22 protein-coding genes and 2 pseudogenes are annotated in these 24,245 nt (G+C 36.9%); 4 read left to right on the top strand and 20 right to left on the bottom strand.

Annotated features, from left to right (window positions below):
- Positions 1-54: 54 nt before the first annotated feature.
- The 19 genes and pseudogenes from AC4CUX_RS08515 to AC4CUX_RS08425 all read right to left on the bottom strand — a co-directional run bounded on the left by AC4CUX_RS08515 (position 55) and on the right by AC4CUX_RS08425 (position 21,412).
- Positions 55-1,347: an NAD(P)/FAD-dependent oxidoreductase gene (locus AC4CUX_RS08515; protein ID WP_005006190.1), complete on the bottom strand. Its 1,293-nt coding sequence runs from the start codon at positions 1,345-1,347 to the stop codon at positions 55-57.
- A 19-nt stretch (positions 1,348-1,366) separates the two neighbouring features.
- Entirely contained in the window at positions 1,367-2,197 is an 831-nt protein-coding gene (gene fghA, locus AC4CUX_RS08510) for an S-formylglutathione hydrolase (protein WP_000376303.1), read from the bottom strand.
- A 73-nt stretch (positions 2,198-2,270) separates the two neighbouring features.
- On the bottom strand, positions 2,271-3,602 hold the full coding sequence (locus tag AC4CUX_RS08505) for a DUF3422 family protein (RefSeq protein ID WP_000657000.1): 1,332 nt from the start codon (positions 3,600-3,602) through the stop codon (positions 2,271-2,273).
- Between the two features lie 34 nt (positions 3,603-3,636).
- The gene (gene gfa, locus AC4CUX_RS08500) at positions 3,637-4,215 is read right to left on the bottom strand and encodes an S-(hydroxymethyl)glutathione synthase (protein ID WP_001289504.1); all 579 of its coding nucleotides are present in this window, start codon (positions 4,213-4,215) and stop codon (positions 3,637-3,639) included.
- 75 nt (positions 4,216-4,290) lie between these two features.
- Complete coding sequence (locus AC4CUX_RS08495) at positions 4,291-5,400, bottom strand: S-(hydroxymethyl)glutathione dehydrogenase/class III alcohol dehydrogenase (protein WP_000842133.1); 1,110 nt, start codon at positions 5,398-5,400, stop codon at positions 4,291-4,293.
- Positions 5,401-5,458: 58 nt separating this feature from the next.
- Positions 5,459-5,734: a formaldehyde-responsive transcriptional repressor FrmR gene (gene frmR / locus AC4CUX_RS08490; RefSeq protein ID WP_001146646.1), complete on the bottom strand. Its 276-nt coding sequence runs from the start codon at positions 5,732-5,734 to the stop codon at positions 5,459-5,461.
- 475 nt (positions 5,735-6,209) lie between these two features.
- Positions 6,210-7,166 (bottom strand): annotated as a pseudogene (locus AC4CUX_RS08485) (glutamate--cysteine ligase); the annotation flags it as partial.
- 80 nt (positions 7,167-7,246) lie between these two features.
- A protein-coding gene (locus AC4CUX_RS08480; protein WP_100607972.1) for an IS3-like element ISAcsp5 family transposase occupies positions 7,247-8,376 on the bottom strand; the annotation gives its coding sequence in 2 pieces (ribosomal slippage) (positions 7,247-8,124 and positions 8,124-8,376; 1,131 coding nt in all).
- 352 nt (positions 8,377-8,728) lie between these two features.
- Positions 8,729-9,858, bottom strand: a protein-coding gene (locus AC4CUX_RS08475) for an IS3 family transposase (RefSeq protein WP_490792330.1) whose coding sequence is annotated in 2 segments (ribosomal slippage) — positions 8,729-9,606 and positions 9,606-9,858 — 1,131 coding nt in all. Because the reading frame shifts where the segments join, the coding sequence is not laid out codon by codon here.
- 368 nt (positions 9,859-10,226) lie between these two features.
- The gene (locus tag AC4CUX_RS08470) at positions 10,227-10,967 is read right to left on the bottom strand and encodes a M48 family metallopeptidase (protein WP_178904613.1); all 741 of its coding nucleotides are present in this window, start codon (positions 10,965-10,967) and stop codon (positions 10,227-10,229) included.
- A 1-nt stretch (position 10,968) separates the two neighbouring features.
- Positions 10,969-14,250, bottom strand: coding sequence for a type I restriction endonuclease subunit R (locus AC4CUX_RS08465; RefSeq protein WP_178904612.1), 3,282 nt, complete (start codon positions 14,248-14,250; stop codon positions 10,969-10,971).
- 15 nt (positions 14,251-14,265) lie between these two features.
- On the bottom strand, positions 14,266-14,874 hold the full coding sequence (locus AC4CUX_RS08460) for an SLATT domain-containing protein (protein WP_178904611.1): 609 nt from the start codon (positions 14,872-14,874) through the stop codon (positions 14,266-14,268).
- Positions 14,875-14,876: 2 nt separating this feature from the next.
- Complete coding sequence (locus AC4CUX_RS08455) at positions 14,877-16,184, bottom strand: SMODS domain-containing nucleotidyltransferase (protein WP_145755884.1); 1,308 nt, start codon at positions 16,182-16,184, stop codon at positions 14,877-14,879.
- A gap of 117 nt (positions 16,185-16,301) precedes the next feature.
- A complete protein-coding gene (locus AC4CUX_RS08450) occupies positions 16,302-17,240 on the bottom strand; it encodes an endonuclease NucS domain-containing protein (RefSeq protein WP_490792329.1) in 939 nt (312 codons plus the stop codon).
- Complete coding sequence (locus AC4CUX_RS08445; RefSeq protein WP_267547501.1) at positions 17,240-18,469, bottom strand: restriction endonuclease subunit S; 1,230 nt, start codon at positions 18,467-18,469, stop codon at positions 17,240-17,242. The genes AC4CUX_RS08450 and AC4CUX_RS08445 overlap by 1 nt, the downstream gene beginning before the upstream one ends.
- Entirely contained in the window at positions 18,459-19,982 is a 1,524-nt protein-coding gene (locus tag AC4CUX_RS08440; RefSeq protein ID WP_267547503.1) for a type I restriction-modification system subunit M, read from the bottom strand. Before AC4CUX_RS08440 ends, AC4CUX_RS08445 begins: the two co-directional genes overlap by 11 nt.
- Positions 19,982-20,602 (bottom strand): restriction endonuclease subunit S, encoded by a 621-nt coding sequence (locus tag AC4CUX_RS08435; RefSeq protein WP_267547505.1) that lies wholly within the window; start codon positions 20,600-20,602, stop codon positions 19,982-19,984. Before AC4CUX_RS08435 ends, AC4CUX_RS08440 begins: the two co-directional genes overlap by 1 nt.
- A gap of 46 nt (positions 20,603-20,648) precedes the next feature.
- Complete coding sequence (locus AC4CUX_RS08430; RefSeq protein ID WP_267547506.1) at positions 20,649-20,939, bottom strand: hypothetical protein; 291 nt, start codon at positions 20,937-20,939, stop codon at positions 20,649-20,651.
- A gap of 266 nt (positions 20,940-21,205) precedes the next feature.
- Complete coding sequence (locus AC4CUX_RS08425; RefSeq protein ID WP_168542752.1) at positions 21,206-21,412, bottom strand: helix-turn-helix domain-containing protein; 207 nt, start codon at positions 21,410-21,412, stop codon at positions 21,206-21,208.
- 96 nt (positions 21,413-21,508) lie between these two features.
- Here AC4CUX_RS08425 and AC4CUX_RS08420 point away from each other — a divergent pair, with 96 nt between their 5' ends.
- Positions 21,509-21,979: a hypothetical protein gene (locus AC4CUX_RS08420; RefSeq protein ID WP_267547522.1), complete on the top strand. Its 471-nt coding sequence runs from the start codon at positions 21,509-21,511 to the stop codon at positions 21,977-21,979.
- A gap of 200 nt (positions 21,980-22,179) precedes the next feature.
- On the opposite strand, the gene AC4CUX_RS08415 is transcribed toward AC4CUX_RS08420, so the two are convergent.
- Complete coding sequence (locus AC4CUX_RS08415; RefSeq protein ID WP_178905429.1) at positions 22,180-22,686, bottom strand: hypothetical protein; 507 nt, start codon at positions 22,684-22,686, stop codon at positions 22,180-22,182.
- Between the two features lie 252 nt (positions 22,687-22,938).
- On the opposite strand from AC4CUX_RS08415, the gene AC4CUX_RS08410 reads away from it, so the two are divergent.
- From AC4CUX_RS08410 to AC4CUX_RS08400, 3 genes and pseudogenes are all read left to right on the top strand, one after another.
- Complete coding sequence (locus AC4CUX_RS08410; RefSeq protein ID WP_176538074.1) at positions 22,939-23,259, top strand: helix-turn-helix domain-containing protein; 321 nt, start codon at positions 22,939-22,941, stop codon at positions 23,257-23,259.
- A gap of 289 nt (positions 23,260-23,548) precedes the next feature.
- Entirely contained in the window at positions 23,549-23,953 is a 405-nt protein-coding gene (locus AC4CUX_RS08405) for a transposase family protein (RefSeq protein WP_000669095.1), read from the top strand.
- A gap of 37 nt (positions 23,954-23,990) precedes the next feature.
- Positions 23,991-24,239, top strand: a pseudogene (locus tag AC4CUX_RS08400) (transposase family protein); the annotation flags it as partial.
- Positions 24,240-24,245 lie beyond the last annotated feature (6 nt).

Genomic DNA, 24,245 nt, shown 5'->3' with positions numbered 1-24,245 from the left:
GTAAGCTAATAATTATTAAAATATTTTCTATTAATTCCTAAAATTAAAGTTAGCTTAATTCTTAGGAATAGATTTACTAATATCTTCTTTTCTTACATTTGTGATAAGTCTTGAACCACGATAACCCACACTATGATTCCACAACCAACTTAAGGCAACGTTTAAACGACTTTGCACACCAATCAAAAAGTAAATATGTATAAGTTTCCAAAACCACCAAGCGAGTACTCCTTGTAGTTGAAATTTACCCATATCAACAACTGCGCGACTACGTCCAATTGTTGCTAGATTACCTTGATGATGATATTTAAATGGCTCTTTTATATCTTTGCCTTTTAATCGATTATCAATGGTTTTCGCAACATATTTTCCTTGTTGTTTGGCGGCTGGTGCTATACCTGGTACTAACTTACCATCTTCCATAGTAACTGCCGCGGTATCACCAATGACGAAAATTTCAGGATGCCCTGTCACAGTTAGATTTGAATCAACCAACACACGCCCTGCACGATCAGATTCAACATTTAACCAACGAGCTGCTGGAGATGCTTGTACGCCAGCAGCCCAAATAATTGTTTTTGCAGGTAGCTGTTTTCCATCATAAACAACACCATCTTCTGAACAACTTGTCACTGGTGTTCCAAGTACAACCTCAACACCAAGTTGTTCAAGTGCCTGACGGGTATAGCTAGACAACTTTTCAGGGAAAACTGATAATAAACGTGGACCGGCTTCAATCAATACCACTCGAGATTCACGAGGATCTATCAAACGAAAATCTCGAGATAACGTATCTTTTGCCAGTTCTGCAATAGTTCCTGATAGCTCAACTCCCGTCGGACCACCTCCAATGATCACAAATGTTTGTAAAGCCTTTCTTAAGATTGGATCTTTGGTACGTTCAGCTTCTTCAAAGGCAGCCAGAATTCGTTCTCGAATATTTGTTGCATCCCCCAAGGTTTTTAAACCTGGTGCAAATCGCTCCCATTCATCATGACCAAAATAAGCATGAGTAGCACCTGTCGCAATAACTAAAGTGTCATAATGCAACTTTTCGCCATCATCAAGAACAACTAGTCGGCTACCCACTTCAATGCCCTGCACCTCTCCCATTAAGGTACGGACTTCAGGACGGTTTCGAAAAATATATCGAATAGGCCAAGCGATTTCAGATGTTGATAAAGATGAGCCTGCGACTTGATACAATAATGGTTGAAATAGATGGTGATTTCTTCTGTCGATAATAGTTATATCGACATTGACACCAGCGAGACTATTTGCAGCCTCTATCCCTCCAAAACCAGCTCCAATAATAACAACACGATGACGTCCTGTAGACTTTACCATGAGTTTATCTCCCTATTTCCTAGCACTTAAGAGCTAAAGCATGATGCACAATATGTGCACGAATAAAGCTCGCAATGAAGTAATAACTATGGTCGTAACCTTCTCTTAGGTTTAAAACTAAAGGGTGATCCATTTCAGTACATACTTTTCGTAGTCTTTCTGGTTGAAGTTGGCTATCAAGAAATTCATCCCCTAAGCCTTGATCAACTAATAATGGAATTTTATGAATTGAATTCTTAACTAATTCAACAGTATCGTATTGTTTCCATGATTCCTGATCAGCTCCTAAATAAGCATTGAAAGCTTTTTGTCCCCAAGGAACTATGGATGGATTAACAATAGGCGAAAAAGCTGATACGCTCAGATATAATTCGGGATTACGTAAGGCAATCGTTAATGCCCCATGTCCTCCCATTGAATGACCACTAATACCGCGTTTTTGTGACGCAGGGAAATGAGCCTCAATTAGCGCTGGAAGTTCATGCACAATATAATCATACATTTGAAAATGTGCAGCCCAAGGATCTTGAGTGGCATTCAGATAAAATCCAGCACCTTGACCGAGATCATATGCAGGATCGTCAGCTACATTTTCTCCACGAGGGCTAGTATCTGGTGCAACAATAATAATTCCATGTTCAGCCGCATATTGTTGCGCTGCAGACTTCGTAATAAAATTTTGTTCTGTGCAGGTAAGACCACTGAGCCAGTACAGTACTGGTAATTTATCTTGATGCACCTGAGGAGGCAGATAAATAGCAAATTTCATCATGCATCCGAGTACTTCAGATTTATGTTGATAAACGTCTTGCCAACCACCAAACATTGCATGATGTTCAACACGATCCATATCGTTTTCCTTATTACAAAAAAGTTGTGATCTCCCTTTATTTTTAGAGAGGTCTTGTTTGTCGTTAAAATGATTATTTTTCTGGTATTACATCACTATGCTTTTGTCTAATCTTTCGCATTGTCCACCAAATAGAAAACATCACTAACGGTACTAATATCGCAATTGTGAATTCAGGCGCTGCTATATCATGAACTGAAGGTATACCTTTCACTAAATATGCAAGTAAACTAACAACATAATAAGAAATCGCAGCAACGGATAAACCTTCTACCGTTTGTTGAAGGTGTAATTGTTGTCTAGCACGATTATTCATTGATGTGAGCAAATCTCGATTTTGACGCTCTAACTCAACATCGATCCATGAACGCAAAAGAGAAATAGCACGTGTTAATTTTTCAGAAAGAGTAGCTTGGCGTTCTTTAACAGATTGACATGTCCTCATCGCTGGAGCGATACGACGCTCAAGAAAGTCGTGCCATGTGCAATATCCAGATATAGACTTTTCTGAAAGTCTATTCAAACGTTCTTCAACGAGTTCATAATAAGCACGACTGGCGCCAAATCGGTAAAGATTCGCTGCCACATTGGCTTCTAGTTCAGTTGCAAGCGTCGTAAGTTCAAATAGCAGTACATCATTATCACGTCTTAATTCTGTTCCTTTATTCATTTCATCAGTGATCGCGGCAAGCCGTAGCTCCATCTGACGTAGTTCAAAGGTCATTGTTCGAATTAATGGCAAAGCAAGTAATGCCAATGTTCGATATGTTTCAATCTCTAATAAACTTTGAGCAAGTGCGCCTGCACGAGCCTCTGTCAAACCACGATCAAGAATAAGAATCCGGGTCAGACCGTCATTATCTTGTCTGAAATCAGTCAAAATAGCTGCTGTTTCATTTTCTACTAGTGAATAGCACAAACTGACTGTATCAAAACGATTTACCAATTTTTCAGATTCAGTAGCCCATGGCAATACTTGCAAGCAGATACCTGAGATAATTTCACCTGGTGGAACAAAGCCATTTTTAAATGGATCTTCACCTTTAGGCAATCCCGTTGGTACATCTAGTTCTGCACACCAAAGATATGTGGAAAATTCTGTGTGTTTTTCACAATGCAAATTTCCTTCATCCCAAGTCAAACCATGAAGTGGTGATTCTTCTTTTTGAGTTTTTTTCAAGCCAAAGCGATCTGATAGTTCATCCAGCGCAATTTGGTCCTTGCTTGGATCTCCCTCTGTCAAGAAAGCTAACTGCAATAAGTTTCGTGGAGCTTGTATTAATAAAGGTGGACGGGCATGTACCTCTCCCACAGCCCTCACTCGATCTGCATGTGCTGGCATACCATATACAAATGCAGTCGAGGAAGTTTGTGGGGTCGTTTTGATAGCGGGTTCTTCTTTCATCACGACCTCAGTTTTTCAAGTTTAATAAAGAGAATTAAGCTTCTTTATACGTTCCTTTCTGCTTAGCTGAATGTGTAGCTAAAGCATCCATTAAGCCCGGTGACAAACAATCATAAGGTTCAAGTTTAAGTTCACGTAAACGATTGCGGATAGCATCCATATTTGATGGAGGAGTTCCACTTTCAATCACAGACGAAACAAAAGCTGCAAAACCAGGAGCAGACCATCCTTCTTGTGGAGAAAGCTCCGTATGAACAAAGTCTAAACCGTAGAATGCATGATCTTTATTTTCGATACGACCAAAAAGGTGCGCTCCACATTCACGACATGCGTGACGTTGAATTGCAGCATTCTCATCAACAATATGAAGCTTTTGTGGATTTGCTACAACGCTTACTTTGTCACGTGGTACAACTGCAATTACAGCGAACGTAGCACCTTCTGGTTTCCAGCATTTAGTACATCCACAAGCATGGTTATGCAATGTTTGAGCACCAACCTCAACTTGAACTTTATCCGTTGAGCATAGACATTCTAAGATTCCACCGTCGAAGTTTTCTTGGCTTGGACGGATCCCATGATCAAGAGAAGGGTGTATATGAATTTCGCTCATTTTACTTTCCTTAAGATGAATTGATCGACATGGTGTGAAATTCACACCATGGATTTTTAATATGAGATTAGTTAATTAGTACTTAATAACCGTACGGATTGACTTGCCTTCATGCATAAGATCAAAGGCTTTATTAATATCATCAAGGCCCATTGTATGGGTAACGAAAGGAGCAAGATCAATCTCACCTTTCATCGCATCTTCCACCATTCCTGGAAGTTGTGTACGACCTTTAACACCACCAAAAGCCGAGCCTTTCCATGTACGACCAGTCACCAACTGGAATGGACGAGTTGAAATTTCCTTGCCTGCACCAGCTACACCGATAATGATCGATTGTCCCCAACCACGATGAGCCGCTTCTAATGCTGAACGCATAACATTCACGTTACCAATACATTCGAATGTATGATCAACACCCCATCCAGTCATTTCAATTAAAACTTCATGAATTGGTTTGTCATAATCTTTTGGATTAAGACATTCAGTTGCACCAAATTGACGTGCCAAGTCAAATTTAGCAGGATTAGTATCAATTGCTATGATACGACCAGCTTTTGCCTGACGTGCACCTTGAAGAGCAGCTAGACCAATACCACCAAGACCAAAGATTGCTACCGAATCACCAGGCTGAACTTTTGCAGTATTATGAACAGCGCCAATGCCAGTAGTTACACCACATCCCAATAAACAAACATGTTCTGGGTTTGCATCTGGATTAATTTTTGCAACAGAAACCTCAGCAACCACGGTATATTCACTGAAAGTTGAACATCCCATGTAATGATAAAGAGGCTGACCATTGTATGAGAAACGTGTTGTCCCATCTGGCATTAACCCTTTACCTTGGGTAGCACGAACAGCAACACAAAGGTTAGTTTTACCAGATTTACAGAATAGGCATTCACCACATTCAGCTGTATAAAGCGGAATAACATGGTCACCTGGCTTAACGCTGGTTACACCCTCCCCAACCTCTATAACAATGCCTGCACCTTCGTGCCCAAGTACAACTGGAAATAATCCTTCTGGATCGTCACCAGATAAAGTAAAGGCATCAGTATGGCAAACACCTGTATCCGTAATTTTAATTAGAACCTCTCCCTTACGAGGCGGTTCAACGTCAATCTCAACAATTTGTAGGGGTTTCCCCGGCTCAAAAGCAACTGCTGCACGTGATTTCATGATGTCGTTTCCTTAGACCAAATGTAGTTTTTGGCACCGAACATCAAGTCGGTGCTGATTAACGAAGATACGATCTAACGATAGAAATAGTTTCGTCAATTGACTTTCTTTGAGAGTTAGTTCTAGTTTCATTATCTGGAAATTCTTCTCGCAAATAACTTTCTAGTACAACCGCCATTAAACCATTTACAGCCCCACGGACTGCGGCTAGCTGATGAAGAATTACACCACACTCAGTACCTTCATCAAGTGCCTGCTCAAGAGCAGCGACTTGTCCTTTGATACGTCTAACACGAGTAAGCGCTTGTTTCTTCTCACGATCATTGTATGGCATATATTCAACCTTCTCTCATTTAGATTTAGTCATCATACTATACTCTCTTATCGTTAAACTCATAATACTATACCCCCCCATCGTATAAAAGGGGTAAATTAAAAATAATTAATATTTTTTGAAGAAAATTATCTTTTAGTTATACTATTGCTTTGCATAATTAATTTAATATTATTAAAAATAAGTAATTTAGTAAAAAAATATTAAAAATATATTTTTTAAAAAAAAGAAAATTTATATTAAATATTCTTATATTAACACTTCTGTATATCAAATTATCTTTTAGCAAAAACACGCTTAAAAAATAAATAAATTAAATCAATAATTTATGTTAAAGTAAAAAAAACCTAGTAATCAAACCGATTGTTAGAAAAGAATATTTCAATTGTTTAAATTAAAATCAATTAAAATAAAACCATGATACAAATTAATCTATCGAATTTACTTAATCATTTTCTTTTTAACTAGTATGCATTCAACTTGAATAATTCTTCATAAACAAATTAAAATCCATGACTTGCTGCTGCTCTAACACTTCTTGCTCAAGAAGAGACTTTTGTGCAACTGATTCAAAAAATTGTTTACGCTCATCCGTCAAAACCTGTTTCGAAAAGTTATTCAAATGTTGCTGGCATTGATGTAAAGCGAAGTCATTAAAACCTATATTATGTTGAAACATATATGTTAAGACCTTAGAGGATGGCGTTAAGAATGAATTCTCAATTTTAGCCTGTTGAGCATATATAGCTTCTTTATGTTTATTAATATCATTTGCATGATCGAGTAAATTAGCTAGAGGTCTAATATTAGCCAACAACTCTTGAGCCCAATCATACATAGCAATTGAACTATCTCCATTTTGGAGTTCTAAATTTGGCTTTCGCCCCTTTTCAGCCACAAGGTGAAAGTTATTATTCGCCTGATTAAGGCTATCTTGACTTAATGATGGGCTTTTATATAAAGCACAAAATAATAAAAATGCATCCAAAAAGTAAGCTTGCTCTAAATCAATTCCTAACGAAGAAAAAGGATTAATGTCCAAACAACGTATCTCGACATACTGTACCCCACGTGCATTTAATGCATGAAGCACACGCTCACCAGAATATGGAACTCGTTTTGGTCTAATATTTGAATAATATTCATTTTCTATTTGCAAAATATTAGTATTAAGTTGCACCCATTCGTTATTTTTATGGGTACCAATATTCGTATACAAGGGGTAAGGTGTTTCTAAAGCCTCTTTTATACTATGAATGTATGAATTGAGACTATCAAAACAAGGAGAGATAGTAGATTGTGCACTACTTTGATAACCAATCTTACTCATTCGAAGACTAGTCGCATAAGGCAAGTAGTAAGTGTCATTATCAAATTTTTTAAATTGATCTAAGTTTTTTTTTAAAAAATTTGAATTAACCGCTGGGGATGCTCCGAATAGATAATGTGGTTCCGTTAATTAGACCACTCAATTCAGTTTTATAAGTGATAAATCCGCTCTAAATATTTAAATTATGCTGCCATTACTTTTAGTAAATGTTGATCATAAAATTCATCCGGTGTTGCCTTATTCAAACTTGAATGAGGACGTATCATGTTATAAAAATCCAAATATTCAGCAATTGATTGTTTCGCTTGTTTAACCGTATCGTAAGCCTTCAAATAGACTTCCTCATGCTTCACGCTGCGCCATAAACGCTCAATCATTACATTATCCATCCATCGTCCTTTCCCATCCATACTGATACGGATATTTCGCAATTTTAACTCATTCAAAAATGCCTCGCTTGTGAATTGACTGCCTTGGTCTGTATTAAACACCTCAGGACAACCATATTTCACAATTGCTTCTTGCAACGCATCTATGCAAAAGTCTGTTTCCATACTGATCGATACTCGATGAGCCAGTACTTTACGACTATGCCAATCTATAATTGCACACAGATAGACAAAGCCTTTAGCCATAGGAATGTACGTTATATCTGTACACCAGACTTGATTAGAGTGATCGATGACCATGTTTTTCAACAGATATGGGAAAATACGGTGTGCAAGATTAGGCTTACTGGTATTGGGTTTTGGATACAAGGCATGTATTCCCATCAAGCGCATTAAACGTCGGACTTTACGCCGACCTATTTGATGTCCTTGACGCTGTAGCATATCTCGTATCATTCGACTGCCCATAAATGGGTAGTCGAGATGAATTTCATCGATTAGACGCATCCAACTCAAATCAGTTGATGAAATCTCTTTGGGCTTGTAATACAACGTACTGCGATTGATTTGAATCAATTGCGATTGTTGTCGTACCGAAAGTTGATGGGTCTTATCGATCATTTTTTGCCGCTCAGCTGCCCTATTTTTCTGAGCGCACCTTCTAAAAAATCAATTTGCAATGCCTGATGTCCTATCTTGGCATGTAGAGCTTTGAGGTCAATCTCTGGTTCTTGTTGTGCTGTTGGTCGTGAAAAAATATTGACTGATTGCTCAAGCAGTTGATTTTTCCAATCGATGATTTGGTTTTGATGTAAATCGAATTGAGTAGAAAGTTCAGCGAGTGTGTGGTCGCCTTTAATTGCTGCGAGAGCAACTTTAACTTTAAACTCTGCTGAATGATTACGACGTTTTCTTCGTGTCATGGTTGACTCCAAAAACAAGCATTTCCCATGCTTATTGGGGAGTAGATTATCACTTATAGGCGTGGTCTAAAATCCTAGAACCACATCACTAAAAAAACCATTTTTCTTATCTAACACAATACCTTAAAAAATATTTAAGTGTATAATTTGATGAAATGAAATCGCTACATTAGTTAAAGTCAACTGGTGGCAGTCCACATTTTAATGCTTCTAATTATGTTCGGCTTTGTATGCGGCTTCTTTACCGGTATTCATAATTCATGCAACCTATTTGACAGAAAGTAATATAGTTCCGTTACTTAGACCACTCAATTCACTTTTATAAGTGATAAATCCGCTCTAAATATTTAAATTATGCTGCCATTACTTTTAGTAAATATTGATCATAAAATTCATTTGGTGTTGCCTTATTCAAACTTGAATGAGGACGTATCATGTTATAAAAATCCAAATATTCAGCAATTGATTGTTTCGCTTGTTTAATCGTATCGTATGCTTTCAAATAGACTTCCTCATGCTTCACGCTGCACCATAAACGCTCAATCATCACATTATCTATCCACCGTCCTTTCCCATCCATACTGATACGGATTTTTCGCAATTTTAACTCATTCAAAAATGCCTCGCTTTTGAATTGACTGCCTTGGTCTGTATTAAACACCTCAGGACAACCATATTTCACAATTGCTTCTTGCAACGCATCTATGCAAAAGTCTGTTTCCATACTGATCGATACTCGATGAGCCAGTACTTTACGACTATGCCAATCTATAATTGCACACAGATAGACAAAGCCTTTAGCCATAGGAATGTACGTGATATCTGTACACCAGACTTGATTAGAGTGATCGATGACCATGTTTTTCAACAGATATGGGAAAATACGGTGTGCAAGATTAGGCTTACTGGTATTGGGTTTTGGATACAAGGCATGTATTCCCATCAAGCGCATTAAACGTCGGACTTTACGCCGACCTATTTGATGTCCTTGACGCTGTAGCATATCTCGTATCATTCGACTGCCCATAAATGGGTAGTCGAGATGAATTTCATCGATTAGACGCATCCAACTCAAATCAGTTGATGAAATCTCTTTGGGCTTGTAATACAACGTACTGCGATTGATTTGAATCAATTGCGATTGTTGTCGTACCGAAAGTTGATGGGTCTTATCGATCATTTTTTGCCGCTCAGCTGCCCTATTTTTCTGAGCGCACCTTCTAAAAAATCAATTTGCAATGCCTGATGTCCTATCTTGGCATGTAGAGCTTTGAGGTCAATCTCTGGTTCTTGTTGTGCTGTTGGTCGTGAAAAAATATTGACTGATTGCTCAAGCAGTTGATTTTTCCAATCGATGATTTGGTTTTGATGTAAATCGAATTGAGTAGAAAGTTCAGCGAGTGTGTGGTCGCCTTTAATTGCTGCGAGAGCAACTTTAACTTTAAACTCTGCTGAATGATTACGACGTTTTCTTCGTGTCATCGTTGACTCCAAAAACAAGCATTTCCCATGCTTGTTTTTGGAGTAGGTTATCACTTATAGGCGTGGTCTAAAATCCTAGACCCACATCAGGTAAACTCAAACCAACCACCCCACACCAACTACAAGATATGTTGGTACTAAAATAGTCAACCAGCTAAGGAAGGTAAAATTAAGATAGTGGTTATAGGCTGCAATAGAACAACACCTTGAAAACTCATTTTCAGAAATTGACACTGGTTGTGTCGTTTTCAGCGAAAAATGACATCTGTCATGTCGTTGAAAGGTGTCATCAAATGTCGTTAAGCTTACTAAAGTATTGATTAATCGTTTATGAAAATGACAACTGATGTGTCGTTCAACGCAAAAGTCTATTCAAAAAACTTCACAGCCATGTTATCTAATCTCTCTTTCACCACCTCCCAATCAGGCATAACTTGATTCAATAGTTGGTAGAAACGCTCACTATGATTATGTTCAACCAAATGACAAAGTTCATGCAGAATCACATAATCAATGCAAATTGTAGGCGCTTTAACTAGATGTGGATTGAGCGTAAGTACACCTGATGGGGAGCAATTTCCCCACTGTGTTCGCATGGTCATCAAACGAATATCAGGGTAATTTTCAACCCATAAAGCTTGTTCTAGAATATGTTGCAAACGTGCTTCGAATATGACTTTTGCTCGGGTTCTATACCATTCATTTAAATAAGATTTAATACTTTCAAGACTCATATCCAAGGTGTTTACTTCCAATCTTCCTCTTAAAAGTTTTACACCTTTTGGCTTGGTATCATCATGAATCACTTTTAATTGATACTGTTTACCCAAATAAAAGTGGCTTTCACCACTTTTATATTGGCGAGGTGTGATAAATCTACTTTGCTCACGGAACTCTCGTAATTGTTTATAGATCCAACGACTACGCTGCTTTACAGCCTCAATGATTATTTTATCATCTGCATTTAACGGTGCCGATACAACTACCCGACAATCAGCATAGACTTTAATCAGTATCTTTTCAGTACGGCTAGGACTTTCAAGCACATCAAAATCAATAACTTCATCACCATAAATGATGCTTAACTTTTTCTCATCTAGCATATTCATCCTAGAGCCCATTTAAACCGACCCGAGTAATTTGTACGATCATTTCCACAATTTTTTTGGCTTGATCCATACCACTACCAATGGATTTACATTCACGGAACATCTGCGGTAATAGTTTTTTACGGATATCTGCTTCAATATTTTGTGGATTAATTGAGTTTTCAGCTACAGAGCTCATGACAGAACGATCAACCTCGAAAGCGAGTTCAATCCACTTATCTTGATTCTGTTGATCTGTTATCGAGAATGCTTCAGGTAATAGTTTCTTGAATACACCATAATAAGCTTGAGCATGCTTATTACCACTGAACACATCAGGAATTTCATCTAAACGACGAGCCTCAACTTGCTCTTCAAACTCTTTAAACAGCATGTGTTGCTTCAATGGATGATCAAATTCTTTCTCTGCTTCTTCAATGACTTGACGTAACAGTTTAGAAAAAGCCTCCTGAGCATAGGGATCATCACGCAATTGCTGTTCAATCATCTTCGTTACACGAGTTTTGATGATATCCGTTTCATTACGTGTTTTCTCTTCACTCCAATCTTCAGGTTGCGCCACTTTGCCCATCTTGCCGACTTCATAGACTCCATCAGGGTCTTTTACCTCAATACCCACAACATGTTTATCAAGAAGTTTTTTGACTTGCTCAGCATACTGATCATAGTCAATAGTCTCTCCAGCATCTCGTTTCACAATCTGACGCAAGCTTGTAAATAGTTTGACTGTTTCTTTGTAGTGCTGACGATCTGCATCAGAAAAGCTTTTATCTTCAAAGAAGGTTGCTGACTGCAACGCAACTTTTAAACAACTGGCAAATTCTGTAAGTGCTTCATAAAAATCATCACGTACTTTCAAGTGAATATCAACCAACTCACCCTCACGTTCTTCAATGCGTGGGACTAAAACTTGGCGCAACTGCTCTGGATCATTTTTATTTTTTACACCATCAAAAATCGCCCATAGCGCTTTATACAAACGAGGTAAACGTTTGTATTCAGAGCTCATTTGTGTATACAAGCCTGTAAGATCATTAATATCATAGCCACCTTGGGTACGGGCAGCGAGATCTTGATAATCAAGAATTGTGGCATCCAATTCTTTTAAAATACCTCGATAATCGATCAATAAACCAAACTTTTTCATTGGATGAAGTCGGTTTACACGCGCAATTGCTTGGATCAGATTGTGCTGTTTTAAATTTTTATCAATATAAAGAACAGCATTTTTAGGTTCATCAAAACCTGTTAAGAGCTTATCCACCACTATCAGCAATTTAAGCGAATCATCTTTTTCAAAACGCTCAATCACTTGTTTGGTATAAGTTTGCTCATCCTGAGTGCCGACATTGTCTTTCCACCATTGGGTCACTTCAGGGGTAGTCGATTCATCAACATCAGTATTTCCTTCACGACTATCAGGTGGGCTCATCACCACAGCAGACTCAAACAAGCCTGCTTCATCCAAGTACTTTTTATACTTAATCGCTGAAGCCTTGCTATCGCAAGCAAGCTGTCCTTTTAAACCATCATCAATATTTTTCACAAAGTGATTGGCAATATCTAACGCAATCAGGCGAATACGATCATCCGCAGTATAAATTTCACCTTTTCTCGCAAATTTACGTTTTAAATCTGCTTTTTGCTGATCATTTAAACCTTCTGTTATCCGTTCAAACCACGTATCAATCGCTCGTTCATTGACATCTAAATCAGGAATTCGTTCTTCATAGAGCAAAGGCGTTACGGTTTTATCTTCTACCGCTCTTTGCATCGTATACGCATGAACAATAGGACCAAACTTGTTAACGGTCTTTTCATCTTTAAGCAATGGTGTACCTGTAAATGCCACGAATGCCGCATTTGGAAGTGCGAGTTTCATACGCACATGGTTTTCACCACCTTGGCTTCGATGCCCTTCATCAATCAAGACAATGAAGTCTGAACTTGTATTGACACATTCAGGAAGTTTGGTTGCTGAGTTAAATTTCTGAATCAAAGAAAACATGATTCGCTCTGTGCCTTTGCCAATTTGTTCAGCCAAGCGTTTACCTGAAGTCGCCATGGCGTTTTGCTTGTCTCTTTTCCCTGACAGTTCGCCACCAGAAACAAAGGTTTTACTGAGTTGATCTTCTAAATCAACACGGTCAGTAACAACCAAGATACGGCATTGTTTTAAAGCCTCATGCAAGATCAAAGCTTTACTAAGAAAGACCATGGTAAAAGATTTACCTGAGCCCGTTGTATGCCAAATCACACCACCTTCACGACCACCCTTGCTATTCTTAGTACTAATACGCTCAATGAGTCGTTTAATACCAAAAATTTGCTGATATCGAGCAACAATTTTTCCTGCTTTCTTATCGAAAAGCGTATAGAGGCGAACCATTTCGAGTAGTCGTTCAGGCTTTAACAGACTAATCAGCAGTTGATCTTGACCTGTAACAGCTAAGTCTCCACCTGCAATTAGGTTTTCATACCAATTTAAGTCATCGACTGGACGATAAGAAAATAGGCTCTGTTTTTGTGAAACAGTTAATTTCTTATTTTTAAGCGCATACATCTCTGCATCAGAAATATCTTCTTCTCGCCACGCTGCCCAAAACTTAGCAGGGGTATTACATGTGCCGTAACGCCCTTCATGTCCATTTATAGAAAGTAGTAGTTGGCTATATGCAAACAGATGTGGAATTTCATCAGGTCGCTGATTACGAAGCGTCTGAGAAATGCCTTCATTAATCGTTGGACCTTTTTTAGCCTGACTATCAGGGCGTTTTGCTTCAATTACCCCTAAAGGAATACCATTTACAAAGCAAATGATATCGGGTCTTCGTGTATCTACACCACCTGAGCGTGTGACAGCAAATTCTTCAGTATATGAAAAGTCGTTGTTATGAATGTTATGCCAATCAATCAATGGAATCGTAGGGCTAACTTTTTTCCCGTTTACAAATTCAGTTACAGGAATGCCGTAGAACAAATGGTCATACATTTTTTCGTTGGCGGTCAGTAGCCCTTCATTCAAAGCAGGGCTACATATTTCAGCAATTAAGTTATCAACTGATTTTGGCGATAGTGGATATTCTTTGCCTGCGAATGGAAAAGTACGCTTAGAGAGCTCTTTACGTAAAATTTGGCGTAATACCACTTGGTCTTGTTTTCCATCACGGGCAGTGAGAGCCTGTGATGGGGATAAGAATGACCACCCCAAATTCATTAACAATGTTAATGCGGGGATCTTAGCACTGTATTCTTCTTGAAACTTAATTGAGAGACCGTTCATACCTAACCAAATTTTTTAAAATAAAACTGCGAAACATGCACTAAGATTTGCTTTATAAATAAAGCAAATAGCCATAACGATTACTACAATCAAGAATACATAACAGCTCAGAGGTACTTTATCCCGAAAAAAATTAAATTTTTTTTGCTCATCAACCCATTCAATTTGATGTTGCCAAAAGAATTTATAGTGTGCACACCAATCACTGAACAACATTTGTTTACCTAAACCAACTGAACAATACCGATTCTCTAGTTGGCGATACTCTTCAATTAAAAATGTTAAATCATCACTATTACTTTTACCTTGGACTGAATAATATAATGTTCTCAACTGATTATAAATTTTTGTCAACTCATCTCCTGCTGTCTTATATTCATTTTTTTTAGCATCATACATTATGACATACAGTCCAATTACGCCAACCAATGTAAATGTTGCCGATAGGAACTTAGTTGAAAGTGCATCAAAGACCAAAGAGTAAATACCAAAAGCGATTGAAACAAAGCTTATCCAGCCAGGTAATTTCTCCACTAAATCATAAGTCGCTAGATTCTTCTTTGCCCCAAAACCTACGTTATAACCAGTTTCCGCAATACATTTAAGTAAATCATCTCGTTTCATATTTATTCCTCAATTGGTACATAAATGCGATCACGAGCTACAACTACACCGTTTTGAACGATGTAACATTCCACTATATGTTCACCATTAAAATCAGCGGTTTCAGTTTTTTGATTCTGCCCTAGATCCGCAACAATTTGCCCTCTAATACAATCTCGACTTTTTGCAGCCTCTCCACGATTCAAAACTTTCCATAAAACAGAATATTTTTGCTCTGGCAAACTGGAGGGCGTCCCATTTTTATCGATATAGAATCTAAGACTTCTTCCGCTATTTAATTTTTTACGATTTCTTTTAAAATGTCTTAAGAAATCTATGAATGCACCATGTTTAGTAATTTCACATTCTATTTTTAACGGATAACGTATATCTATTGGGTATTTATTCTCAATAAACTCTTCAGTATGTCTATAGCGTAACTCACCTAATGTCATTGATTTAACGATAGTAGTTGCTGCTTTAGGGAAAGAGTTTCCATATACTTTTCGCCAATAATCATTAGCCGAACTCTTTCCTGCATTTTCAATAGCTTTAAGCGAATTCTCATATGCTTTTTTAGCTTTTCTTTGAAATTTACTTTTAACTTTGACATCCTGATTACTACCTAAAGCTTGATAGTGATCTTGATCGGGTTGTTCGGATAAATACTTAAAAAAATCTCTACTTAAACAATCATATGAACTATAACTCTTGTCATCATAATTCGTAGTCGATTTCATAAAATTGTAGGCGAGTGTGTCTATTAATAGGCCTCCTATGCCCACTCCATGCTTATTTTTCCAAGCTCTAGCCATCTTACATAAACGACGCAAGTTTTTATTTTTTGCCTCATTCATGCTTTTCATTTCATCAATTTCGGCTTGAGGCTTAGTAATTTTCCAACTGCCACCATTCTTTGTATCTGGATACTTATACGAACCATCCTCTTGCTCAAAAACAGGCTGTACCTCGACATGAAAATTTGTGTATTGGACACATACAACTAATCGATCTACAAATACGGTAGTTCGAGGATAACGTGCAAGAATTGCATCTTTTGTATCCTTTAATAACTTTGATTGACCGCCATTTTTATAATCATCCCATTTTGAAGGTGGCATGATATACAACATGTCTAAATCTGAAATACCTTTAATCGCAGTCCATCTACCATACGAACCAACTTGTAATTGATTTGATGTTTTTGATTCGGTATCACGAAATTTTTTGTTTAATGCACCTGTTATCTCTTGATAACGCAACGTGATTTGTTCTTCATTCGCAACCTTGATATTGCTTAAAAAGTCTTGAAACATTTGGGAAATTGACATTACAGCCCTCAAATTTTAATTGTTGATAAAGTATTAAAAACATCCTTGTTTCTAATGATCCATTTAATATTTAGTGACGCCAAATAAGATTAATCAGCGTCAATTTTTACTCTAGCATTAGCTTTTATTCAGCTTAAAACTCAACTGATAACGATAAAATTTAATATTCTGAGCCACACTCAAAGCACGACGAATTCTTAAGTCATCTTCTAAAGCAATGATTACACCTTTAACCTGCTGATCAGCCTCAGCCAACTCATCTTTGACATAGCCCATATAGCGTTGAATTTGCCCGACAACACGATCACTTGCACGACCACGTTTAAGCTCAACTACAAGCAAAGTCTTTTTATCCTTACTGATCGCTAAAATATCGATTGGACCTGTATCTGAAGGATATTGCTGACCAACTAACTGACCATCTTCGGTATAGATATCATAAGTCATACCCAACTCGGTCTTAGACCAATTTTCAACTAGAAAATGCTCAAGATGTTTTTCCAAAGCAAAAGCCGCTGGGTCTTCTACAATTTCATCTGGTTCTAAACCTTCAACTGGTTCTTTGCCTTGTATTAAGACTTTAAGCTCTTCGGCATATTTAGTGATATTACTCACAGTACCAACTGATCCCGACGAGTTCTTTAACTCTTGAGACATCAATTCTCTTGGCAAAGTTTGTTCAAACCATTCGACTTTTCTTCTATGGGTTAATTCACCTGAAGGCACATAGTAATAGTCTGAAATGACCTCACCCACCAAGTAATTGCCATCTCCACGAGGTGTTAAGATGATATCTCCTCGCTTAATCCCTTTGCAGATGGTATGTAGCATGCCACACGCCAAGCCTGCTGAAATCTTACTTTTTTCAGGTAAGGCTTCAAGATAGACAGGAATAAAACGATGATTAAACTCACGCCAATCGTCAGGCAGATCAGGGGTTAAGTCTTGGTCAATGTTCCAGTTGGCGGCAATAAAGCCGCCCTCTAGAAACTCTTGAGCAAATACAGACTTCGCACCCGCCATAATGCGGTAATAGCTAGGCATCATTTGCATCATTAGGCAGCCACCTTGACACGTTTTTTACCTGTCAAAAGTTGTTGCATGAGTGCTTTTTTCTCTTGCTTTAAGCAATCAAGTTTTTTCTGTATGGTCTCAATTTCTTGATCAGCAACAAACAGAACTTCTGCAATTCTTCGTTGCTCTTCAATTATTGGTAAAGGAATCTGCAACTCTTTTAATGCAGCAATATTTAGAACCTTTTGAGCATTGCCGGTAGCTGTATTTAGTAACCATTCTTGAATCATCGATGAATTTAAGTATTGATAAATAAACCTCGTATCGATTAGCTTACAGTCTGCTCCAATTACTGCAAAAGCACGTGTTATGTTTGCACCATTCAATTCTTTAGGAATAACAAATACTTTTCCTAAAGTTCCAACGATTGATATAATTAAATCATTAGTATTTAAAATAGTACGACGAAACTCATAGTGCAGTTCATCTGTAATCCGAATAACCTTTCGAATATCTATAAATCCTCGATCATCAATGTCTTGTATTCGAATCAAAGGATGACCATCAAGAACATCTTCACCAGGTTTCAATACCCCATAACATAGTGGTCGATAAACCAAGGATTCTAAATTTTTAGTAGCCCATTCATTAGAAAATTTAACCCCATTCTCATCAAGCAAACGCTTTTTACCCGTTAGCAACTGTTGCATCAACGCTTTTTTCTGCTCTTGGCTATTTTCAAGCAGTTTTTCAGTAACCGAAATCGCTTGATCCCAAGTTGAAAGGATTTGGGCGATTTTATTCTGTTCTTTACGCGGTGCTAATGGAATTTTAAGGTCTTTAATGACTTTTAAGCTAACGGTCTTATGTGACGACCCATCTACTGTTTTTTCAACTTGTCGTCTAATCCCTTCACTTTTTAAGACATTAAAGATATATATTGGATTAGCTTGATCATTTGATTCAGCAATTACTGTATTTTGACCTAAGCAAAACTCTTGATCAGTATGAATGAATGAACTAATCCCATAACTGCCCACACGACTAAAAAGAATATCATTTCGTTTAGGTTTATACTTTTTTGTATACTCTAAAAAAACTTCTTTTGAGACACGAACCGCATTAGATAAATCTAAATTTTTACCTTTAATATCTGTAACCCGAACCATACGGTATTCTCCATCCTTCGAAAAAGATGGCGTTTGGTGCAGAGAATCAATGACTCGATATATAGAGTCTAGATTTTTTACTACCCAACCATTAGGCACCATAACCCAACTCCTCTAGATACTTCGCCATTTTCACTTCAAGCTCAGCAAGTTGAGTCTTTAACTGCTCACGCTCAGCACGTACAGCAACCAAATCAATCTCAGCTTCCTCTTCGAACGTATCCACATAACGAGGAATATTTAGGTTGTAATCGTTGTCTTTCACTTCCTGCAAAGTCGCTAAATACGCATACTTATCTACACTTTCACGAGCACGATAGGTTGCAATAATCTTGGCAATATTGTCTTCAGTTAAATTGTTTTGATTTTTACCTGACTTAAACTCACGGCTTGCATCAATAAACAAAACCGAATCATCAGACTTTTGCTTTTTGAAAATTAAAATCGCAGCAGGAATACCCGTACCGTAGAAGAGCTTTTCAGGTAAACCAATCACCGCATCTAACAAGTTTTCGTTTATCAACTTCTCACGAATCTTCCCTTCAGACGAACCACGGAATAACACACCATGTGGAACCACAACACCCATACGACCCGTAACAGGTTTTAGCGTTTCAATCATGTGTGAGATAAACGCATAATCACCTTTGGTCTTTGGTGGTAAACCACGACGGAAACGATCAAACTTATCATTTTCAGCTTGCTCATAACCCCACTTGTCTAATGAGAATGGTGGGTTTGCGGTCACGATATCAAACAGCATCAAGTCGCCATTTTTATCCAATAATTTTGGATTACGAATGGTATCTCCCCACTCAATTTTATGATTATCTTCACCATGCAAGAACATGTTCATCTTCGCCAATGACCAAGTTGAACCAATCGCTTCTTGCCCATAAAGTGCATATTCTTTGCTATCGTGATTCGCTACAACTTTACGACCACATTTCATTAATAGTGAGCCAGAACCACAGGCAGGGTCACAAATGCTGTCGCCTTTTTGTGGGTCAAGTAACTCTGCAATTAAGTCCGATACTTCAGGTGGTGTATAGAATTCACCTGCTTTTTGACCACCACTCGCGGCGAAATTTTTAATCAAAAACTCATAACCGTTGCCAATCACATCAAGTAAACCTACACGGCTTGGTTTGAGATCCAACTCAGGCACAGCAAACACTTCTAAAAGATCTTTTAGAATGGTATTTTTTTGCTTTTCTTCACCCAATTTATCGGTATTAAAAGAGATATCTTGGAAAACACTTTTACCTACATCTTTGAGCTTTGTACCATTTGCTTCTTCAAGTGCATGTAAAGCCATATCAATACGTTCACCATTGCCGGGTTCAAAGCGACGCTCATGCAAAGTATAGAAATTAGATTCACGAGGCAGTACGAAACGCTCGTTTTTCATCATTTCTTCAATCAGTTCAGGTTCATCACCATACTCATTTTTATAATTGTCGTAGTGATCTTGCCATACATCAGAGATGTACTTTAAGAACAACATGGTTAAAATATAGTCTTTGTAGGTATCTGCACTCACTGTGCCACGGAATACATCACATGCCGACCACAATGCTTTATTGACGGTATCTTGATTAATTTGAGTAACCATTATTTGTTTCCTTGGAGCAGTTGTTTAAACATGCCCATCATCATTTGTTCACGATTTTTAAGTAATTGTTGGGTCAAGATCTGCTCTTGCTCCCAAATACGGTTTAATTCGATTATGCGTTGCTGAATATCCAAGCTAGGGACCTCAACTTCGAACTGGCTAACTGTTGATACGCTCAGCATTGGCATCTTAGAACCCTGACTTTCTTTGCGTAGCTCGTATTGCACATGAGGTTGATTCAAGTACCAGCATAAGTATTCAGGTAGTACATTTTTATTTGGCATCAAAATCAAAAATTGACTACTCACAATGAGTGGTAATGCTTTTGATTGATCTTGATGGCCTAAAAAATAATGTGCTTTGAGATACTCTCCACGACAGGGCAACAAGACAGAGTCAGGCGATACGATGGCATTATCTTTACCTTGCCAATCAATTTGCGGTAAATCATCAGCAAAAAGCGTATAACCACAGGTATCCGTTGCAATGTGACGAATATCTTTGATCTGTAATACGTGCGCATTACCAGAATCAACTTCTTCAACCTTTTCACGGAATGTAAAACCTGTGCGAATCTCTGCGAGGTCACTCAGTTTTACGAATCTATTTAACTTTGACATAAATATTTACTCTGAAAGAAAGTGAGTCATCCTTGGCTCAATCCCATTAAGATGCATTACCAATATATTTCTTTAGCCAGTCCGTTGTAACCTTATCTTTATCGTCATCTAATTTTCGCCAAGCCGCTTCTGGATTCAGCCTAGTTACTAACAGACCATCATCATTGTCCATGACTTGACTCAAGTCATCCCGAATCTGTGCTGCCGTTTTTTTTGAAACAATTAGCCAGCAAGATTTTAAAGGTCTTCGCCAAGTTCCATAAGCTTTAATTTTTTTATAAAGCTCTTCATAGTTACGTTGTTTACGCAGGTCATAATTGATCTGATATACTTTCATTTGTTCTTAACTCCTAATGTTTAGTCGCGTTATTGGTTTTGAATTTGATGACAGGCGGCCACCTGTCATCACAAATTTAATACAGTAGGTAGACTATGCAACTCCTGTTACATCAGGATAATGGGGTGCTTTTTATTCAATGTCAATTGTTTTTTTTGCAGTAGCATGTCTACTAAACTAAAAACCCCCTAAACAAATACTGCCATTTTCAATGCAAAATATTGTTTCTAAACATAATTTTTATTAAAACTAAGCTAAATATATTTCTATTCAAAAAAATTAATGATTTGAATATCTAAGGCTTTTGATATTTCATAAAGCTTGAGCACAGTAATGTTAACCTCACCTCTCTCTATCCGCCCCATATAACTACGATCTAAACCACACATAAGGGCTAACTTTTCTTGAGAAAGGCCTTTTTCTTTTCTAGCCTTACGTATTTTTTGACCTAGTAAACTTGCTAATTCTGTCATTTGATTTAAATGCTCAAAAAACAGAACTATCATCATTTACGGATTAAACATCCACGGATTATAATCCTCTTTTTAACAAGTGAAAATTGATCAGTTATGGCAAGAAATACTCATTTACCACTGTATGATGATTTTTTAGACTTATTCATAAATCACGAAGTCAATAATTGGCAAGCTAAAGATTTCTGGGAGAAAATGCTGACATCTAGACCAAACATGCCAAAAACTGCTAAAAGACGTATGTACTCAGGCCTAAAAATCCTTTTAAATTTTGAATATTTGGAAGTCAGTCCCACTACATCTTCAAAAAAATGCTTTCGTTATAAAGAAACACCTAGACTGAATAATTTAAGAAATCAGTATAAAAAACAAAAGCTTCAAGATATTTTTATGTCAAAAAAAAGTGATTTATTGATAGAACTGGAGGAAAAAGAGAATAATATCGAATTCTTAAATACTTTATTATCTAATGATGCGACGCTAGAAAAATATTTCATTACCCATAAACATGAGATTGAGAAAAAAATAAATTCTAATATCAAATTAATGGAAGATATATTAAGTTAGATAAAAAATTGATCATAAAATCATCATTTCAATAAAAATAAAACATGAAGTGACATTACAATAAAGGCATAACTATTATTTACACCCTCCAGATCAGCCTAATCTCTTGTGGGTTGCTGACTTAACATATATTCAAACCAATTCTGGTTGGGTTTATGCAGCAGTGAATCACACAATTTATAACTTGTAGTTCTCCCTCTTTAAAATGATTCAAGTTGATCATTTTCAATATCATTGAAAATATTCACTATAAAACTATTCTTGTCTTCTAATTCCTTTAACTCTTTAGATATAACATTTTCATATTTGTCAAAAAAACTTTGTAGATCTGGGTTTTTAGTAATGATATTTTCAATGAAAACTTTCTCGGTTTTACGTCGTTCGAGTACATTTTCCAAACTCTTTTTTTCCTCAATTAATGCATCTTTGACCTTTTTTACTTTCTCAACATTTCGATAGGATTTTAAATAAGAGGTTTCGCTGTATCTAAAAATATTACGGTTATCCTCGTCTCTCACTGTTAAAAGAAAATTGCATTTTACTAGTATATTTAATCCTCTATAAATACTTTGCTTTTCAGAGGGTTTAACAAATTGTCTATCATTAAAAATAGCCTTTATAAAGTCATTCGCTCGCCATTCGATGATTTCATGATTCAGTAAAATGTGAAAAAAATCACTATAAAAAGGTAGAGTATATTTTGACATGGATAAGCACAATTAAAGCAAAAGAGAGTTGATGACCTTAGTGTTGAACTGTATATAGAATCATAACTGTAACAATTGGTAGAGGATCAAAAATAGGCGCTTGAGATCAATGCAGATCTGGCAAGCTTGTTCAAAAGTTACCATCGAGCAATGCAAGGTAGACTTCTTGATTTCACAATACTAAGGAATCCTTAGTAATAACTCAAGTTGAAACTAAGAAAATCTTAGTTTTAAGGTGGGTGCTTATGTTTAATGCCAACACATAATTTAAATGTTTTTGCCTTACGTCTTCGTATAGCGCGCAAAGCAAAAAAACTTTCACAAGAGCGCTTAGGGATCTTGGCTGGAATTGATGAATCTTCTGCTAGTGCACGTATGAATCAGTATGAACGTGGAAAACATGTTCCTGATTTTTTAATGGCTTCCAAGATTGCAGAAATTTTAGATTTACCAACAGCATATTTTTATGTAGAAAACGATTTATTGGCAGAAATAATACAAGTTAGTCATACTTTAAGTAATGAGCAGAGGTTAGAAGTTCTACGATTTATTAAAGACTTACAAAAGTTTTGAATCTTATATCTTTCTTCTTGGATAAGATGAGTATAGTTCATGATCTAACTTTGACTTCGGTCTGGCGGAGGCAAAATGCTAGCTCATCTTGCCTGCTTCCTACGATTTAATCTCTGTTGTACTTTATTTTTAGATTTAAGTAATCAAAAAAGCAGAATAATATTACTTTAATTTGTTAGCTAAATGGATAACTTCATATATTAAACTTCCGTCATAAATCAAAAAACGTACAATTTATTTGATCTTAAATTAATCAGCAAAATTATTTAATTCAAGAGATAATCCTTGGATGAAATTCAAAGATATTCAAAAATTATCAAACGTTAAGTTTCGTAGGCTTACCGGTGTTAGTTGGGCTACATTTAACCTCATGTTGGCCGAGCTAAATAAGCATTTACCTCGTCATATTGGTAAAGGACGACCGCATAAATTACCGTTGGAAGATCGTTTGCTCTTATGTATAGAATATTGGAGAGAATATCGAACATTTTTCCATCTTGGTATGAGTTACGGTGTATCTGAAACGAGTGCAATTCGTATCACACGTGTTATTGAAGATACCTTAATCCGTTCTGGAAAATTTAACTTGCCAAAACAACTTCCTAATCGAGATGAAGTGGATTGGGAAGTTGTTGTGATTGATGCAACTGAAATATTAGTTCAACGTCCAAAAAAAACAGAAGAAATGGTATAGCGGTAAAAAAAAGCGACATACCTTTAAATTTCAGCTATCTATGCACTATACAACAGGTGAAATACTGAGTGTATGTGGAAGTCATGGAAGCATGCATGATTTTAAAATATTTAAAAAAAGTATGAGGAAATTAAAATTTAAGCCCTTTTTTATCGTTGATAAGGGATATTTAGGGATAAAAAAATTGGGTTTTGGATGCCTCATGCCATCTAAAGCAAAGAAAACTGAAAAATTAGATTCTGAATTAAAAAAGTTAAATAGAGAGATTGGTCGTAGACGAATTTGATATACG

It is taken from the genome of Acinetobacter sp. 231_lipA (assembly GCF_058243005.1).
The sequence above is the reverse complement of the archived record's forward strand: the minus strand, read 5'-3'. Positions and strand labels throughout refer to the sequence as shown.